Source organism: Microcella sp. (assembly GCF_033763155.1).
Taxonomy (GTDB): domain Bacteria; phylum Actinomycetota; class Actinomycetes; order Actinomycetales; family Microbacteriaceae; genus Microcella.
This window is the reverse complement of the sequence record NZ_JANRKZ010000271.1, coordinates 1-15,916: the sequence shown is the minus strand read 5'-3', so window position 1 is coordinate 15,916 and position 15,916 is coordinate 1. Positions and strand designations below refer to the sequence as shown.

Sequence of the window (15,916 nt, the reverse complement as noted above, 5' to 3'; positions counted from 1 at the left end):
GGGGTGGCCGGGCGGGCGGCGGTCCACGAGGCCGGCTACCCGTGGGAATGTGTGGCGCAACGCTGACGGGCCGCGCCCCCCCGGCCTCCCCCCTTCTGCGTTATGCCTGACTTATCGCTGTGCGCTCACGATCACGCGACGGCGCACAATCAGGAGTGCGGCCCCCGTGCCCAGCAGAGCGGCCGCAAGGCCACCCATGAGCAGGTTCTCGTCGATCCCGACGCCGGTTGCGGCGAGCTCCGGCGCTCCGGCGGGTTGCCAGTTGCCGACGATCACACCGGTAGGGATGCCGCGCGTCAAGCGACCGTTGAATGTCGCGAACTCGGCCATGAACTGTGCGGGGGTGTCGGTGAATGAGTTTGCCGGGGAAAGAGCGGCCGCGCTCACGCTCGAGGGGTCGGGTGGATCAATAATGACCGGCGCAGGAACCTGCATCTTGTGGAAGAAAGCCAGAGCAATCGTTTCACCCGCGGCAATCGAGCGTCCGTCACTCGGAAGGAGCGTCACCGATGCGCGGTCAAATCCACTGTGTTCAGAGGTCGAGCCCGTGAAAGGCTGCCCGCCGATTCCCCACGCCACTCCAGCGTTGAGCGACGTCGGGTCGTTGATCCCCTGGTTGAAAGACCAGACATCGGGGTTCGCCAAGAACCCGTCCCCTGCCCCTGTGTCTTGCACGACATCGGGTTCAGTGCTGCGCACGTGGCCCACGCTGCTGCCGTAGTTCCAGGCGTAGTAGTAGCCGAGAACCACAGGATCGGATGTCGTATTCGTAATCAGGTAGGTGATGCGGGCGAGATCACCGGGAGCGAGCACCCTGACTTCCGAGGTCACCGAGAGTCCCCAATCGGTCGTCGTTGTGTCGTTACAACTGACGACCTGGTCATCGCCGACCGGCGTGAGGGTGGACGTAACGCAGGCCACGGTGACCGCGGAGGGGCTGGTGACGGGTTCGATAGTGGCGGATGCGTTCGCAAAGCCGATGAAGGTGGGGCCAAGAAGCATGAGCTCAGAACCCGCCCACGCGTTTGCAACCGAGACCAAGCCATCTGAATACGAGCCTTCGCTCACACCCCACTCGCCGTTGCCCGCGGCGATGTACCAACTCCACGGCGGGCTGTCGACGTACTGTCCCGAGCCGTTGGCCAGTGCTGGCGCAGCGACGAGCGAGAGGGCGCCCGTCAGGGCGGCGAGAGAAAGAACGCGGGACGAGCGGCGCATGGCAGACCTCGATGGTCGAACAACAGGGGGCACTCACACTGTACGGGGTTGTTCGCTGACGGGTGACCCCCGTTCTCTAGATACCCCAGAGGGGTATTGCTACACTGCTCGCGTGACGACTTCACCCGCACCGACCAGCGACCTTCAGCTGGAGCTCACGGGAATGACCTGCGCGTCGTGCGCCAACCGCATCGAGCGCAGCCTCAACAAGGTGCCGGGCGTCGAAGCGACTGTCAATTACGCGACCGAGAAAGCGACGATCCGAGTGCTCGACGAGGGCGGAGCGCTCGATGCCGACGTGCTCGTCGCGGCCGTGGAGAAGGCCGGGTATGGGGCGACTGTGGTGGTTCCGCGGGACGAGCGCGCAGCATCCGTCGCCCCGTTGGCCGCACCGGTCGACGAGCTTGCGCCCCTGCGGCAGCGGCTCATCATCTCGGCCGTGCTGACGGCGCCCGTGCTCGTGCTCTCGATGATTCCGGCGCTGCAGTTCACCAACTGGCAGTGGTTCGTGCTCACGCTGGCGTCGCCCGTGGCGGTGTGGGGGGCGTGGCCGTTTCACCGCGCCGCGCTGCACAACGCGCGCCGGCTAATCGCGAGCATGGACACCCTCATTTCGGTGGGGGTGAGCGCGGCGTATCTGTGGAGCCTCTACGCGCTGTTCTTCGGAGAAGCCGGCATGCCCGGCATGACGATGACGCTGCAATTGCTCGGGCGGCCCGAAGAGGGTGCCCACGAGATCTATCTCGAGGTGGCTTCGGCGGTGACCGTCTTCATCTTGCTCGGGCGATACCTCGAGGCACGGGCTAAGCGCTCGTCGAGTGAGGCCCTCAACGCCCTGCTCGATCTCGCCGCCCGTGACGCGGCGGTGCTGCGTGACGGCGTCGAAGTGCGCGTTCCGGTGGGGCAACTGCAGCTCAACGATCGCTTCGTCGTGCGCCCCGGCGAAACCATCGCGACCGATGGTGTCGTCATCGAGGGCACGTCGAGCGTTGACCAGTCGCTGCTCACGGGTGAGCCCGTGCCGGTTGATGTTGAGATCGACAGTCGCGTCGTCGGCGGCACGATCAACGTGGGCGGGCGTCTCGTCGTTGAGGCCTCGCGCATCGGTGCCGACACCGAACTCGCGCGCATGGGCCGTCTCGTCGAAGAAGCGCAAACGGGCAAGGCCGAGGTGCAACGCCTGGCCGACCGCGTCTCGGGCGTCTTTGTGCCCATCGTCTTCGCGCTCGCTGTGCTGACGTTGTTGGGGTGGATGCTCATCGACGGCTCAATCGAAATCGCGTTCACGGCAGCCGTCGCGACGCTCATCATCGCGTGCCCCTGTGCGCTCGGGCTCGCAACCCCCACCGCGTTGCTCGTCGGCACCGGGCGCGGCGCACAACTGGGCATTCTCATCCGCGGACCGCAGGTGCTCGAGCGCACGCGCCGCATCGACACGATCGTGCTCGACAAGACCGGAACGGTCACGACAGGCGAGCTCGCCGTCACCGCGGTTCTCGCGCAGCCGGGCGTCGACGGCGACCGGATGCTCGCACTCGCCGCCGCGGCAGAAGACGGGTCAGAGCATCCGCTCGCCCGGGCCGTCGTGGCGCACGCTCGCCAGGCTGGCGTGACACTGCCCACCGCCGAGGGATTCACCGCCCACGCGGGTGCTGGCGTCACCGCCGTCGTGGAGGGGCACGCTCTCGCGATCGGTCGTGCAGCGTGGTTGCGCGAGGAGTGGGCGATCGAGGTCGACGCGACACTCATCGCTGAGCACGAGGCTGCGGGCGCCACGCCGATTGTCGTCGCGATCGATGGAACGGTGGCGGGGGTCATCGTGCTCGCCGACACGCTCAAGCCGACATCGGCACTCGCGATCGAGCGACTGCGGGCACTCGGGCTCGACCCCGTGCTGCTGACGGGCGACAACGAGGGTGCGGCCGAAGCGGTGGGGGCGGCGCTCGGCATTGATGATGTGCGCGCGGGCGTGACCCCGGCCGGCAAACTCGAGGTCATTCGCCAGTTGCAGGCCGATGGTCATGTCGTGGCGATGGTCGGCGACGGTGTCAACGACGCGGCGGCGCTCGCCGCGGCCGACCTCGGCATCGCGATGGGCGGCGGAACCGATGCGGCCATGGCGGCGTCAGACCTCACCGTCGTGAGCGGCGATCTGCTCGTGGTCGTCGACGCCATTCGGCTCGCGCGCCGCACGCTGCGAACAATTATCGGCAACCTGTTCTGGGCGTTCGGTTACAACGTCGCCGCGATTCCGATCGCGATGCTCGGCTTGCTCAACCCGCTGCTCGCCGGGCTCGCGATGGCGTTCTCGAGTGTGTTCGTTGTGACGAACTCGCTGCGATTGCGCGGCTTTAGGCCTCAGGCGCGGTAGTCGAGGTTAGTCCGTCGCGCGAGAGCGCACGCGCGGCAGACCCAGCGACACGGGCAGGCGCAACTCGCCCACCGCGCCGACGGGCACCACGGGCGACGCCGGGGCTACGGGCGGCACGGGTTGGTAGGTCGAGCCGAGCGCGGGGCGGGCATCCGTCTCGCCACGATTCGGCCACATCGCGAACGCGCGCTCGGCCTGCGCGGTGATCGTGAGCGAGGGGTTCACGCCGAGGTTGGCTGAGATGGCCGCGCCGTCGACGACGTGCAGACCCTCGTGGCCAAAGAGCCGGTGGTACGGGTCGACCACGCCCGTGTCGGCAGAGTCGCCGATGGGGCAGCCGCCCAAGAAGTGCGCCGTCATGGGCACGTCAAAAACCTCGCTGATGCCCGACTGCCCGTAGCCGTTCATGTGCTTGGCCATGAGCTCGTAGGTCTCGTTGGCCTGCGGAATGAACGTGGGGTTCGGTTCACCGTGTCCCTGAGTCGACCGCAGACGGAAGCCGCCGAACACCCCGCGCCCGGCGCGCACCGTGAGCGAGTTGTCGCGGTTCTGCATGACGAGGCCCACGATCGAGCGGCGGCTCCAGCTGCCGATTCCGAAAATCATCGAGAAGACGCGCCCGGGGTGGCGCAGCATCTGGCCGATCCACAGCAGCCAACGCGGCGTGCGCCGACCGCCCGGTACGGCGATGGTGGCCAGCAGCGCGAGGGCGTTCGAGCCGTGGCCATAGCGACAGGGCTCGACGTGGGTGTGGTCGTCGGGGTGAATCGACGAGGTGATGGCGACGCCCTGCGTCATGTCGACCCCGCGTGAGTGGCGCAGGGCGGTGGATGCCCCGCCCAACGCCTCGGAATTCGTGCGCGTCAGTTCTCCCAACCGCTCAGAGATGCCCGGCAGGTGGCCCTCGGCCTTCATGCGGTGCAGCAACTGCTGTGTGCCCCACGCACCCGCGGCGATGACGACCTGGTCGGCCGTGAGCGTGCGTTCACTGCGGCGGCCCTTTCCGGTGCGACGCGTGGTGATCGTGTAGCCGCCACCCGCGAGCGGAGCGACGCGCGTCACGGTCGTGAGGGGCTGCACGACGGCACCGGCTGACTCGGCGAGGTGTAGATAGTTCTTGACGAGCGTGTTCTTGGCGTTGTGCCGGCAGCCCGTCATGCATTCGCCGCACTCGATGCAGCCTCGCCGCGCGGGGCCGGCCCCGCCGAAGTAGGGGTCGGGCGCTTCGACGCCGGCGCCCGCACCGAAATACACGCCGACGGGCGTGAGGTGAAAACTCTCGGGCACGCCCATGTCGGCCGCGACCTTGTGCATGATCTCGTCGGCGGGCGTGATCGTGGGGTTGAGCGTCACCCCGAGCATGCGCGACGCCTGGTCGTAGTAAGCGTCGAGCTCGGCCTTCCAATCGGTGATGTGCGCCCACTGACGGTCGGTGAAGAACGCATCGCTCGCCGGTCGGTAGAGCGTGTTGGCATAGACGAGCGAGCCGCCGCCGACCCCCGCCCCGGCGAGAATCATGACGTCATCGAGCAGGTGAATGCGCTGAATGCCGAGCAGCCCGAGAGCGGGAGCCCAGAAGAACTTCTTCAGGCTCCACGATGTCGTGGCGAACTCATCGTCGGCAAAGCGGCGGCCGGCCTCGAGCACCGTGACCGAATAGCCCTTCTCGACCAGCCGAAGGGCCGCCACCGAGCCGCCGAACCCCGAGCCCACAACGACGACATCACGGTGTTCGACGTGGCCGCTCATGATCAGCCCTTCCGGTAGCTGGCGATGGCCGCGGCACCGATTGGGGCCGCGATGACCCACGAGTCGATTCCGGCAAACCGGGTGAGGCGACGAGCGGTGACGTGCGCGGTGGTGTTGCCGACATACCACAGCGGCGTCGGCGAGGGCTTCCAGACACCCGATCCGACGGTGCGCTCAATGTGCGCGGGGTCAAGCAACAGCGCGTTGTGCACGACCCCGATGCCACTGCCGATGTCGGCGAGCGTGTGACCCGGAAAGGCTCCCCAGCTGCCGCCGGGCATGCCGAAGATTGTGCCTGTCCACGCGTTGATGCCGACCGTGCCGTAGCGCAGCTCGGCCACGGCACGGTCGAACCGGTCGCCGAGCGCGTCACGCGTGCGGGGATGGATGTGGATGCCCGCGCTGAGCGTGCCCGCGAGACGCTCATTCGCGAACGCGACCGCAGCATCCAGATAGTCACCCGGTTCACGCGTGCCGGGCAGCCGCACAATGCCGAGCGTCGGGCCGAATGCTTCGACCGTGAAGAGGTGTTCGTCGGCCTTCTCAGAATCGAGGTGGTCAACGAGCGTGCGCGGCGCATTGGGGTCACCCCCGAGCACGGCCGCATCGGGGTGCATCGTCACGACGGCGAGTTGGCGACTGGATGCGCCCGGGTAATACGCCGGTCGCTCGGGCGCGGCGATGAGCTCGGCCCGCAGGGCCTCAACAAATTCGTCGGCGCGCTGCCACGCGGCGGGGATTACGACGATCTGCGTGGCCACGCAGTTGAAGCCGCTGTTGTGCAGTCGTTGCGTGGCGATGTTGCGGGCGACGTCCGTGACGTTCTCGCTCGTCCAGCCGTCTTCGGGCACGACGATCGCCGGGCCGACGCCGCCGAGTTCGCTCGTGATGGGTTTGCTCAACAGGGGAGTGCCCGCGGCGCGGCGCTTCTCGGCATCGACATCGGTGCCCCACACGATCGCGTCGTGCGTGTGCCGGCTGCCCGTCATGTGCACGGCATCGATCGACTCGTGGTGGATGAGAGCCGCACCCACTTCGGGGCCACCCTCGACGAACTGCACGACGCCGAGCTCAACGAGAGGGGCGAACGCCTGCTTCATGGCTTCGGCGAGCGATGCGTTGACCGGGTTGAACTTCACCATGACGGCCGAGGCCTCGGCATAGAGCACCGTGAGCACGTCGAGCGCGGGAATTCCCGTGATGTTTCCCGCACCCAACACGAGCGTGACGCGCGGCTGGCGGTTCGGGTCGCGAAGCGCGCGGGCGACTCCGCGGCGCGCTTCGTCGAGCGTGATGCCGGGGCGCAACCAGAGCCGCGCCTCATAGCCCTGCAGCACGACGTCTTTCGTCAGGTAGGGAAAGATTTTGAGGGTCGTGCGGCCGCCCGGCGCGGTGCCGAGTTCGACCTCATCGATGGGCGAGCGGCCCTTCTCGATGAGCGTGAGTGTCTTCTCGATTGCGCTCGTGGCCGTGATGACCGAGTAGGGCCCGCTCGACCATTCTTCGCCTGCCGCGGGCGTGCTGGGGTCGATGCCCTTGTAGGCGCACGCGGCCTCGACCCACGCGGGTGCCGCCGCGAGTGTTGCCGCGCGAACCGCGCCCAAGATGGCCCGACGCTCGCTCAGCGACATGCGCACCCACCGCTCGGCTCCGAGGCGCAACGAACGCAGGGCGGGCTCAAACTCGGCGATCGTGGCAGGCACGCTAGTCCTCCTGAAGCGGTTCAACGATGAACGGTGCAACGGTTCGACGATACCCCCGCCGGTGGGCGTGGCTAGACGCCGAGCAGAACGCGCAACTCGTGCACATCGTGCGCGACGGCTCGCGCGTGCGCGAACTCCTCGGGGCTGCCATAACCCCACGACACGGCGATCGTCGGGATACCGTGGGCGGCCGCGCCCTCAACGTCGTGCACGCGGTCACCGATCATGACGGGGCGCGTGAGATCAGCATCCATCGCCCGCAATCGAACGAGGGCTTCGGCGACCACGTCGGCCTTCGCGCTGCGCACTTCGTCGGCCGAGGCTCCGGTGATGATGTCGAAGTGCTCGGCAATGGTGAAGTGCTCGAGCATGAGCGTGGCGGGCAGTTCGGGCTTCGAGGTCGCGAGGCTGAGCGGGATGCCCGCCGCGGCAATATCGCGCACCAGTTCACCCATTCCCGGGTAGAGGGTCGCGTCGTAGGCCCCACGGTCGAGGTAGCGCGCACGATAGATCTCGAGAGCCTGTTCTCGCTCGGCCAGCGTCATGCCCGCACGGTCGCGAAACGAGTCGAGGATCGGCGGGCCGACGTAGCGCAGCAGCTCGTCGTGCGGCGGAACCTCGCGGCCCATCGCCTCGAACGTGTACGCAAGAGTGTCGGTGATGCCGGGCGCGGAGTCGGTAATCGTGCCATCGAGGTCGAGCAAGATCGCCGTATAGGGGTGCACGTCTTGAGCGTAGAGGGCGGGGGTCGACGTCGTCTGAGCGTCGACCCCCGTTCTCGTCGTTATCGGGCGCGGGTCTCGGCGCGCAGTCGACGCACTCGCGCTGCCGCAAGAGCGCCCAGCCCGAGCGCCATCAGCGCGACGGCAAGGGAGGCCGGAGCCACGATGTCAGCGCCCGTTGCCGCGAGGCCGAGCTCGTCGTCGGGAAGAGCCAGCGTCGGAAGATCGAACGCCACCTCAAGGTCGACGAGTTGCTGGTCAGACACCGAGGTTCCGACGACGCCCACGACGGCGAGGCCGGCAGCGCTGATCGTGCGCGAGATGGTTCCCGCGGCGGCATCGTCGTCGGTGACCGTGTAGAGCTCATCGGCGACACACGTCGTTGACTCGCCCGGGTCGAGAGTTTCGTCGACGCACGTCACATCACCAAACACCGGGTCGACGATGTGCACGTGGGTGAGGATCGAGTTTCCGGTATTGGTGATCACGAAACGCGCGCGAATCTGATCGCCCGCCACGGCGGGGTCGGTTGAGCCCGGGGCGGTCACGTTGTCGTGCTCGACGACCACGCTGATCGAGGGCTCGAGTGCCGCGGTCGTGACCGTCGCGATTGATTCGGATGACTCGATCGGTGCCGCGCCGAACGGCGGCGTCGCGCTCACGGTCGCGCCGTTGGAGATCGACCCGTTCGCCAGGTCATCGGGCGACACCGAGTGCGTTGCCGTGCCGGTGCAATTCGCCGTCTCGCCGACGGCAAGGTCGCTCGGCACGCACGTGATGGTTCCGCCCTCGGGGTCGTTCACGGTGAGCTCTGTGAGTGGCACGTTGCCGGTGTTGGTGACGACATAGCTCCACGTCACCGTGTTGCCGAGCGCGGCGGCCGATTGGTTATCAACCGGGGTGACCGTGCCGATCGTGATAATCGATACGGCGGGCGCAACAGCCACGGTGGTGATCGTCGCGATTGATTCGGGTGACCCGACGGCAGCGGCACCGAACGGAGGCGTCGCGCTCGCCGTGGCGCCGTTCGAGACGGAGCCGACGCCAAGATCAGCCAAAGCGACGGTGCGGGTTGCCGTGCCGGTGCACGACGCACTCTCGCCCACCGCAAGGGTGGTCGGAACGCACGTGATCGTGCCACCCTCGGGATCGTTGACCGTGACACCTGTCACCGCCACGTCACCGGTGTTCGTCACGACATAGCTCCAGGTGATCTCGTCACCGACGTTGGCGGCCGACTGGTTCTCGACCGGCGCCACCGAGCCGGTGGTGACGATCGACAGGGCGGGAGCATCCGGAGTGATGGTCGTCGACGTGGTGTTCGAGGTCGAGTTTTTGACGGTGCTGGAGAGCGAATCGGTGAACGACACGGTGGCCGTGTTGTCGATCGACGGCAGGGCCGTAATCGAGTTGACGATCACGCTGAACGAGACGGTGACGGATGCCCCGGCCGCGAGCGTGCCGCCCGCTGAGCTGGTCGCACCGGCGCCGACGCGCACGCGAACCGCGTTTGCTCCGCTGTCGAACTCGCCCGTGTCATCGCCGCCGGCGTCGCTCACGGCTGTCGTTGAGGCGCCGCTGGTCACGCTGATCGACCCGGGCACGAAGGACACCCCGGCCGGAAGCACATCGACGAGAGAGCTCAGCGCTGCTGCGCTCGCGCCCTGGTTGGTGGCAACGATGGAGTACTGCACCGTGTCACCCAGTCGCACGACCGAGCCGCCCGACGGAAGCGTGACGCTCTTGGTCGTCACCACGCATGCGCCCGACGTGACCGAGATGTCGTCGACGAAGTTGCCGTACGACGGGCTGCCATTGGCACTGCTGATCGAGTCGAACGAAATGCGCGTGGTGGTTTGACCCGCCGGAACCGTGTACAGGCCCGAGTAGGTCACCCAGCTCTGCCCTGTCGACAGGGTTGACTGCAGGGCGAGGGTCGCCGCGGGGTCGCCGATGCGCACCTCCATGACGTCGACGCCCGTGCGTCCGCGGTGCTGAAGCTGCCAGCGAATGGTCTCGCCGGGAGTCGTGGCGAAGTCTTGGAAGAGCTTCGAGCGCTGGTTGGCGTTGATCTCGGCAAACTGTGAGCCGGCCGGAACCGGAACGCCCTGGAACGGCGCGCGCCAGAACTCAAGCTTGTTGTCGGTCGCGCTGGTTTCCCAGCCGGGCACGACGGACTCGTCGAAGAGGGTCCACGTGTTGGCCGCCAGGGTGGGGGTCTCGAACGACCCGTTGACGAGGGCGACGTTGGCGCAAGCAGCCGGGGTCTGCGCTGCGGTCGAGGTCGTGGCGGGTATGCCAATGAACGCCAGGGCGCTGGCGCTGACGACGGCCGCCGACATGACGGCATGACGAAGTTTCGGGTAGGTGGTCTGCATAGTGGGTCGGGCTCCCATTGGGTAAGGCAGACCTGAAGGGTACCCACTTAACCTGAGGGTACATAACCCTCACCAGGCAATTCATAGTGGATCGACGCACCCCAAAACAGGGGGCGGGCCGTCGGTGCCCGGCCGCTAGAAGAGTCGCGGCACCCCGTCATCGAGCCCGCGCATCGCGTCGTAGTCGAGCAGTACGCAGCGAATTCCGCGGTCTTCGGCGAGGGTGCGAGCCTGCGGTGCGATCTCTTGCGCGGCAAAGACGCCCGTGACCGGTGCGAGCAGCGGGTCGCGATTCATGAGTTCGAGGTAGCGCGTCAACTGCTCGACGCCGTCGATACCACCGCGGCGCTTGATCTCGACGGCGACGGATGCTCCACTCGCGTCGCGCGCCAAAATGTCGACCGGCCCGATCGCTGTCATGTACTCGCGGCGCACGAGCGCGTACCCCTCGCCGAGCAGCTCGATGTGCTCAGCCAGCAGCTTCTGCAAGTGTGCCTCGACACCGTCTTTCTGCAGCCCGGGGTCGACGCCCAGCTCGTGTGCCGAGTCGTGGAGCACCTCGTGGATGCTCACCACGAGCAGGTCGGCGGTCTTCGCATGCGTGACGCGCCAGAGTTCCACGACGCCCGCTGCGCGCTGGTCGTCGTCGGGCTCATCGACGACGAGCGTGCACGGCGGGCTCATCCAGTTGAGCGGCTTGTAGCTTAAAGAGTCGGCGTGCACGAGCAGGCTGCCGTCGCTCTTGTGAATGAGCAGGCGCGTTGCGAGAGGCAAGTGCGCACTCAGCCGGCCCGCGTAGTCGACGGAGCAGCGGGCAATGACGAGGCGCATCCGTCAACGGTATCGGCGTTTCTTGGCGCACATCCACCTGCGCTGACACGATGGCTCGGTGAGTGACGAATGGTTTCGGTCCCCTGAGTGGACCGAAGAGGCTCAAGCGGGCTTCGAGTGACGTCTTGCTCGCGCCCGAGCGAACAACCGGCCTCAGTATTTGCGCATTAAGGGGTTGTCTCTGCTTGCCGCTGGAGAGGTCAGCGCAGCTCGTGAGCTTTGGGAACGCGTGCTCACCGAACCAGAGCGGCGTTGGTTCGAGGAAGCAATGACGACGGAGCACCTGGCCGATTCGTACTCTTCCAGCGATCCAGATCGAGCAGTGTCGTTGTACCGTCGCGTTTCAGAGCTGAGCCCGACACCGGGCGGCACATCCGGAACTCATCAAATGAAGCTGGCCGAGCTTCTGCTCGAGACAGGTGCCGACGGAGACCTGCGTGAAGTGGGAGAACTCTTGGCGTGGTGGCTTGAGAATGCCGAAGTGCCGTTCCCCAGCGCTCACTTCGACTGGAACATCACATTTGTGAAGTGGGCGCGACGGCTGGGCGATCACGATTCGGCGAGGGCCGGCGCTCAACGCGCGCTTGCTCTGATGGCACGAGGACCAATCTTCTCTCGGCACCCAACTGTTGGGCTGGTTGACGCGAACGAAGCGACAGCGATGTGGCTGCGGTCGGTGGCAGAGAACGTCTAGTCCAGAAGAGAGAGGTACTGCGGTCTGCACTTCATGGCGTGGATGACGAGCTCGTTGCCGCTATCGAAGACGAGCACCACTGTCTCAAGAAGGCGACCATGAGCGTCAAAACCGATCCGAAGTTGCCGGGCTGGACTGTCGTCATCGAGTGGCTCGATCCAGAGAGGCCACAAAGCGGCCTGTACTGCATCGCCGGACTGAACCCCATGCTTCAGCGCGGACGGATGGACTCTCACGCAACCGTCAGCGCGTCGCGAATCACTTCAGATCGAGTTTTGCCTTCGTGCTCAGCACGCGCGTCAAGATCTGCAATTTCCTTCGCCGTCAGCCGCAGAGCAATGACCTGCGAGGGCTCTGATCCGCGGCCGGGCCGCCCCCGGCCGCGCCTCTTCAGTGTTTCGACGTCGTACCCGACTTCGGCCTCCTGCGCCCAGGTGTCGATCTGCTCCTCGGCGACAGGAACCCCGTTGATCGTCTCGCGGTCTCCCATGGTCTTTATGTTATACGAAAATTACGCCCAGAGGCCGGGGCGGCGCTCCTCCGCGGTCGCATTGCCGCCGTCGACGACGAGCAGTTGGCCGGTGATGTAGCTCGCACCCGGGCTCGCGAGCCAAGCGATCGCGCTCGCGATCTCGTCGGGCCGACCGCTGCGCCCGAGCGGAACGAGCTCGCCCTCGACGGCTTCTTGCGGCAGTTGCGACGCCGTCGCGATCCAGCCCGGCGCGACGGCGTTGACAGTGATGCCCTTGCGCGCTTCGTCGATCGCGAGCCCGCGGGTGAAGCCCAGCACACCGGCCTTGGCCGTGGCATAGCCGAGGTCATCGCGCGCGGCCTGCACGGCTCCGGTGGTCGACGCCACACTGATGACGCGCCCCCAACCCAGCGCCCGCATCCCCGCGACCACCGCTCGCGTCACAAGAAACACGCTCGTGAGGTTCACATCGACGGCACTGCGCCACTCATCGACGCTCATCTCAATATCGCCGCGCGGAAACTCTTCGCCCATTGCGACCATGCCAGCGTTGTTGACGAGGATGCTCAGCGCGCCCACCGCCTCGACCGCAGCTGCCACGGCGCTGGTCGCGCCCTGCTCGGTCTCGAGTCGGGCCACAACACCGTGTGCCTCGAACCCGAGTGCGGCCAACTCGGCCACGCGATCGTCGATGCGCGAGGTCGTGGCAGTCATGACGACGCAGGCTCCGCGCTGGGCGAGCGCTCGGGCGGTGGCGAAGCCGATGCCTTCGGCAGATCCGCACCCCGTGACGAGCGCCGCGCGACCGCTCAGGTCGAGGTCAGGCGGCAGCAGCGGGCGTGCGGAGGCGGAGGGTGCCATCGCCGGGCCTACGACTCAGCATCCGTCGACGTGGTCGACGCACGCCGATCGGCTCGCGTCGCAGCTGAGGTCGCGGCTGCGCCCGTTTCGCGCGCCGCGGGCGTCGCGAAGAACGCGACCGCGATGAGCACGAGCACGACCCAGAACGATGTGAGCAACCCGACCGCTTCACCGAGAATGCCGATGAGGGGAGGCCCAACGAGGAAGGCGAAGTAGCCGACGGTCGCGACGGCCGACACGCGCGCGGCAGCCTTTGCTGGGTCGTCGGCCGCGGCCGACATACCGACGGGGAAACCGAGTGAGGCGCCGAGTCCCCACGCGACGATGCCGATCGCCGCCGCGACCGGCGAGTCGACCGTAATGAGCAGAGCGAGCCCGGCGATCGCGAGCACGGCCGAGCCGCGCAGCACGGGCACGCGACCGAAGCGATCGAGAACCCACACGCCCCCGATGCGCCCCACGGTCATGGCGACGGCGAAGAGGGTGAACGATAGCGCCCCCGTGGCTTCATCGGCGCCGCGGTCGTCGACAATCGCGAGAGCGAGCCAGTCGTTGGCCGAACCCTCGGCAAAGGCCATGCCGAGCACGACGAGCCCAATGAGGAGCGTGCGGGGTTCGCGCCAAATGCCCATGCGCTCGCCGAACGTCGACCGGGCCGGCCCTTCGCCATCGTCGTCGAGGCCGGGCAGCGCACGATTCTTGGGCAGGTAGCGCACGACGATGAGCGTGGCAACCCCAAGCACAATGGCCATGCCGATCGAGTGCGCGGCGACGCCAACATTGAGCGCGCTCAGGGCTGCGGCGATGCCCGCGCCGGTGATCGTGCCCAGGCTCCACGCCGCGTGAAACCACGGCATGATGCTGCGGCCTTGCGCTTGCTCGACGCCCGCGCCCTCCACGTTTTGCGCGACATCGGTAATGCCGTTCGCCGCGCCGAAGACCGCGAGGGCGATGAAGGTGACGGCGAAACTCTGCAGTGCTTCGGCCCCCAGCCCCATGACCGCGAGTGCGCCGAGGCTCGAGAGCAGTGCCACGAGAATCGTGGTGCGTGATCCGATGCGGGCGATGATGTGCGACGAGGCCATGAGCCCCACGATCGACCCGCCTGCCATTCCCATGATGAGAAAGCCGAACTCGTCGGTGCGCACGTCGAGCGCATCGCGAACGGCCGGGGTGCGCGCAAACCACGTCGCCATGGCGAGGCCGTTGATCGCGAACACGGCAAACACGGCGATGCGCCAGGCCGACAGCGAGGGGCGAGTGCTGGTCGAGGTGGTCACGACGGCCTTTCGAGAGGGGATGCTCGCGCGCGTCTGCGCCGCGCTGCGAGTGTCACCACGCTAACAGCCGCTCTGACGGTGCGGATTGCCGTCAGGCTCCGGTTTCCGCCGCCAAGCCCGGGTCATTCACGAACCGATACCCCATGCCCGCCTCGGTCAGCAGGTGCCGGGGGTGCGAGGGTTCGGGTTCGAGTTTCTTGCGCAATTGCGACATGTATAGCCGGAGATAGCCAGAGTCGGTCGTGTACAACGGGCCCCAGACGCTCGTCAGAAGGGTTTCGCGCGTGATCAGTTTTCCCGGGTGGCGCAATAGTTCTTCGAGGAGCCGCCACTCTGTGGGGGTGAGCCGCACGGGCTTTTCGGCCTTCAGCACTTGTCGATTGGCGAGATCGACCCGAACGTCAGCGAATTGAATCGTCGGTGCCTCAGTTCCAGTCGGTGCGCTGCGGCGCGCGAGTGCTCGCACCCGAGCCAGCAGTTCATCGATGGCGAAGGGTTTTGTGACGTAATCATCGGCGCCGGCGTCGAGCGCCTCGACTTTGTCCCACGACTCGGCGCGCCCCGAGATGACGAGAACCGGCATCTCTGACCACCCTCGTACGGCCGTGATCACCTCAACCCCCGTGAGGCCCGGCATTCCGAGGTCGAGCACGATCAGATCTGGATGCTGGTGGGTGGCGGCGTCGAGAGCTTCGCGCCCGTCGTGCGCCGTGATCACCTCGTATCCCTCGGCGCGGAGGCTGATTGACAGAGCACGCACCATTTGACGGTCGTCGTCAGCAAGCAAGATGCGCATTAGTTCTCCTCCTCCGCCACCGGCGCGCCGGGCAAGTCGATGACCATCGTCAGCCCACCCCCGGGTGTGTCTTCGGCCTCGAGGGTTCCGCCCATCGCCTCAATGAACCCCTTCGAGAGGGCGAGTCCGAGCCCCAACCCGGTTGTGTTGTCGGTGTCGGTCGTTCGTTGAAACGGCAGGAAGATTTCGGTGCGACGATCGGCTGCCACGCCGGGTCCACTATCGATCACGCGGATCTGCACGCGATTGAGCCAGCGGCTTGCCGTCACCATGGGTGGGGTTCCCGGGGGCGCAAATCGTTGAGCGTTGGCGATGAGGTTCACGAGTGCACGACGAGCAAGCACCGCGTCGGCGATCACGACGGCGCCAGCATCCAAGTCCAGCGACACATCAGCAGGCCCGACCCCAAGCTCATCGAGCGCGTCGCCGGCCAGTTCATCGACGGAGACCCGGGTGAGTTCAACCCCCAAGGCGCCGGCCTGCAGTCTGCTGACATCGAGGAGGTTGGTGAGCAGTTCACTGAGTGCGCCGAGTGATTCGTCAGCCGTTTGCAGCAGGGCGTCGCGGTCTGCTGGGTCGAGGTCGAGGGTCGGTGATCGAAGCGCCGAGACAGCTGCGGTCGCTGAGGCGAGGGGGCGCCGCACATCGTGGCCGACGCTCGCCAGCAGCGCGCTGCGCATACGGTCTGCCTCTGCCACCGGCCGCGCGGCATCGACTTGAGCCGAGAGGCGACGCTGCAGCAAAGCAGCAGCGAGTTGTGCGACAAAGGCCCCGAGAATCGAGCGGTCTGACGGGCTGAGAGGTGCGCCGCGAACATACAACTGAGCGCCGTCTCCGAGGG

Annotated in this window: 14 protein-coding genes; 2 read left to right on the top strand and 12 right to left on the bottom strand. The window is 66.9% G+C overall.

Annotated elements, in window-relative coordinates; genetic code table 11:
- Window positions 1-111: 111 nt before the first annotated feature.
- Window positions 112-1,218 carry a hypothetical protein gene (locus tag SFU54_RS11550; protein WP_319016417.1) on the bottom strand — a complete coding sequence of 369 codons (1,107 nt, stop codon included), beginning with the start codon at window positions 1,216-1,218 and terminating at the stop codon, window positions 112-114.
- A gap of 163 nt (window positions 1,219-1,381) precedes the next feature.
- On the opposite strand from SFU54_RS11550, the gene SFU54_RS11545 reads away from it, so the two are divergent.
- Complete coding sequence (locus SFU54_RS11545) at window positions 1,382-3,589, top strand: heavy metal translocating P-type ATPase (protein ID WP_319016418.1); 2,208 nt, start codon at window positions 1,382-1,384, stop codon at window positions 3,587-3,589.
- 6 nt (window positions 3,590-3,595) lie between these two features.
- Here the strand turns inward: SFU54_RS11545 and SFU54_RS11540 are convergent, their stop codons facing one another.
- From SFU54_RS11540 to nucS, 5 genes are all read right to left on the bottom strand, one after another.
- The gene (locus SFU54_RS11540; protein WP_319016416.1) at window positions 3,596-5,338 is read right to left on the bottom strand and encodes a GMC family oxidoreductase; all 1,743 of its coding nucleotides are present in this window, start codon (window positions 5,336-5,338) and stop codon (window positions 3,596-3,598) included.
- Window positions 5,339-5,340: 2 nt separating this feature from the next.
- Entirely contained in the window at window positions 5,341-7,041 is a 1,701-nt protein-coding gene (locus SFU54_RS11535; protein ID WP_319016415.1) for an aldehyde dehydrogenase family protein, read from the bottom strand.
- 71 nt (window positions 7,042-7,112) lie between these two features.
- Entirely contained in the window at window positions 7,113-7,766 is a 654-nt protein-coding gene (locus SFU54_RS11530; protein WP_319016414.1) for an HAD hydrolase-like protein, read from the bottom strand.
- A 59-nt stretch (window positions 7,767-7,825) separates the two neighbouring features.
- A complete protein-coding gene (locus SFU54_RS11525; RefSeq protein WP_319016413.1) occupies window positions 7,826-10,141 on the bottom strand; it encodes a hypothetical protein in 2,316 nt (771 codons plus the stop codon).
- A gap of 135 nt (window positions 10,142-10,276) precedes the next feature.
- Entirely contained in the window at window positions 10,277-10,972 is a 696-nt protein-coding gene (gene nucS / locus SFU54_RS11520) for an endonuclease NucS (protein WP_319016412.1), read from the bottom strand.
- A gap of 175 nt (window positions 10,973-11,147) precedes the next feature.
- Between nucS and SFU54_RS11515 the strand changes: the two genes are divergently transcribed.
- Window positions 11,148-11,666 (top strand): hypothetical protein, encoded by a 519-nt coding sequence (locus SFU54_RS11515; RefSeq protein ID WP_319016411.1) that lies wholly within the window; start codon window positions 11,148-11,150, stop codon window positions 11,664-11,666.
- Here SFU54_RS11515 and SFU54_RS11510 read toward each other — a convergent pair.
- The 6 genes from SFU54_RS11510 to SFU54_RS11485 form a co-directional block, all read right to left on the bottom strand.
- Window positions 11,663-11,902 (bottom strand): toxin, encoded by a 240-nt coding sequence (locus SFU54_RS11510; protein ID WP_319016410.1) that lies wholly within the window; start codon window positions 11,900-11,902, stop codon window positions 11,663-11,665. The two genes, SFU54_RS11515 and SFU54_RS11510, sit on opposite strands and share 4 nt — an antisense overlap.
- Window positions 11,899-12,156 (bottom strand): ribbon-helix-helix protein, CopG family, encoded by a 258-nt coding sequence (locus SFU54_RS11505; protein WP_319016409.1) that lies wholly within the window; start codon window positions 12,154-12,156, stop codon window positions 11,899-11,901. Before SFU54_RS11505 ends, SFU54_RS11510 begins: the two co-directional genes overlap by 4 nt.
- A gap of 21 nt (window positions 12,157-12,177) precedes the next feature.
- Window positions 12,178-12,999 (bottom strand): SDR family NAD(P)-dependent oxidoreductase, encoded by an 822-nt coding sequence (locus SFU54_RS11500; protein WP_319016408.1) that lies wholly within the window; start codon window positions 12,997-12,999, stop codon window positions 12,178-12,180.
- A gap of 8 nt (window positions 13,000-13,007) precedes the next feature.
- Window positions 13,008-14,279, bottom strand: coding sequence for an MFS transporter (locus tag SFU54_RS11495; RefSeq protein WP_319016407.1), 1,272 nt, complete (start codon window positions 14,277-14,279; stop codon window positions 13,008-13,010).
- Between the two features lie 91 nt (window positions 14,280-14,370).
- Window positions 14,371-15,075 carry a response regulator gene (locus SFU54_RS11490; RefSeq protein ID WP_319016406.1) on the bottom strand — a complete coding sequence of 235 codons (705 nt, stop codon included), beginning with the start codon at window positions 15,073-15,075 and terminating at the stop codon, window positions 14,371-14,373.
- The coding region (locus SFU54_RS11485) for a sensor histidine kinase (protein WP_319016405.1) at window positions 15,075-15,916 on the bottom strand (842 nt) is incomplete at its 5' end. The genes SFU54_RS11485 and SFU54_RS11490, both read right to left, overlap by 1 nt.

Coding starts and splice junctions, on each gene's coding strand:
- SFU54_RS11505 (WP_319016409.1), bottom strand. CDS start 12,156: ATGGGAGACCGCGAGACGATCAACGGGGTTCCTGTCGCCGAGGAGCAG.
- SFU54_RS11525 (WP_319016413.1), bottom strand. CDS start 10,141: ATGCAGACCACCTACCCGAAACTTCGTCATGCCGTCATGTCGGCGGCC.
- SFU54_RS11550 (WP_319016417.1), bottom strand. CDS start 1,218: ATGCGCCGCTCGTCCCGCGTTCTTTCTCTCGCCGCCCTGACGGGCGCC.
- SFU54_RS11540 (WP_319016416.1), bottom strand. CDS start 5,338: ATGAGCGGCCACGTCGAACACCGTGATGTCGTCGTTGTGGGCTCGGGG.
- nucS (WP_319016412.1), bottom strand. CDS start 10,972: ATGCGCCTCGTCATTGCCCGCTGCTCCGTCGACTACGCGGGCCGGCTG.
- SFU54_RS11490 (WP_319016406.1), bottom strand. CDS start 15,075: ATGCGCATCTTGCTTGCTGACGACGACCGTCAAATGGTGCGTGCTCTG.
- SFU54_RS11545 (WP_319016418.1), top strand. CDS start 1,382: ATGACCTGCGCGTCGTGCGCCAACCGCATCGAGCGCAGCCTCAACAAG.
- SFU54_RS11500 (WP_319016408.1), bottom strand. CDS start 12,999: ATGGCACCCTCCGCCTCCGCACGCCCGCTGCTGCCGCCTGACCTCGAC.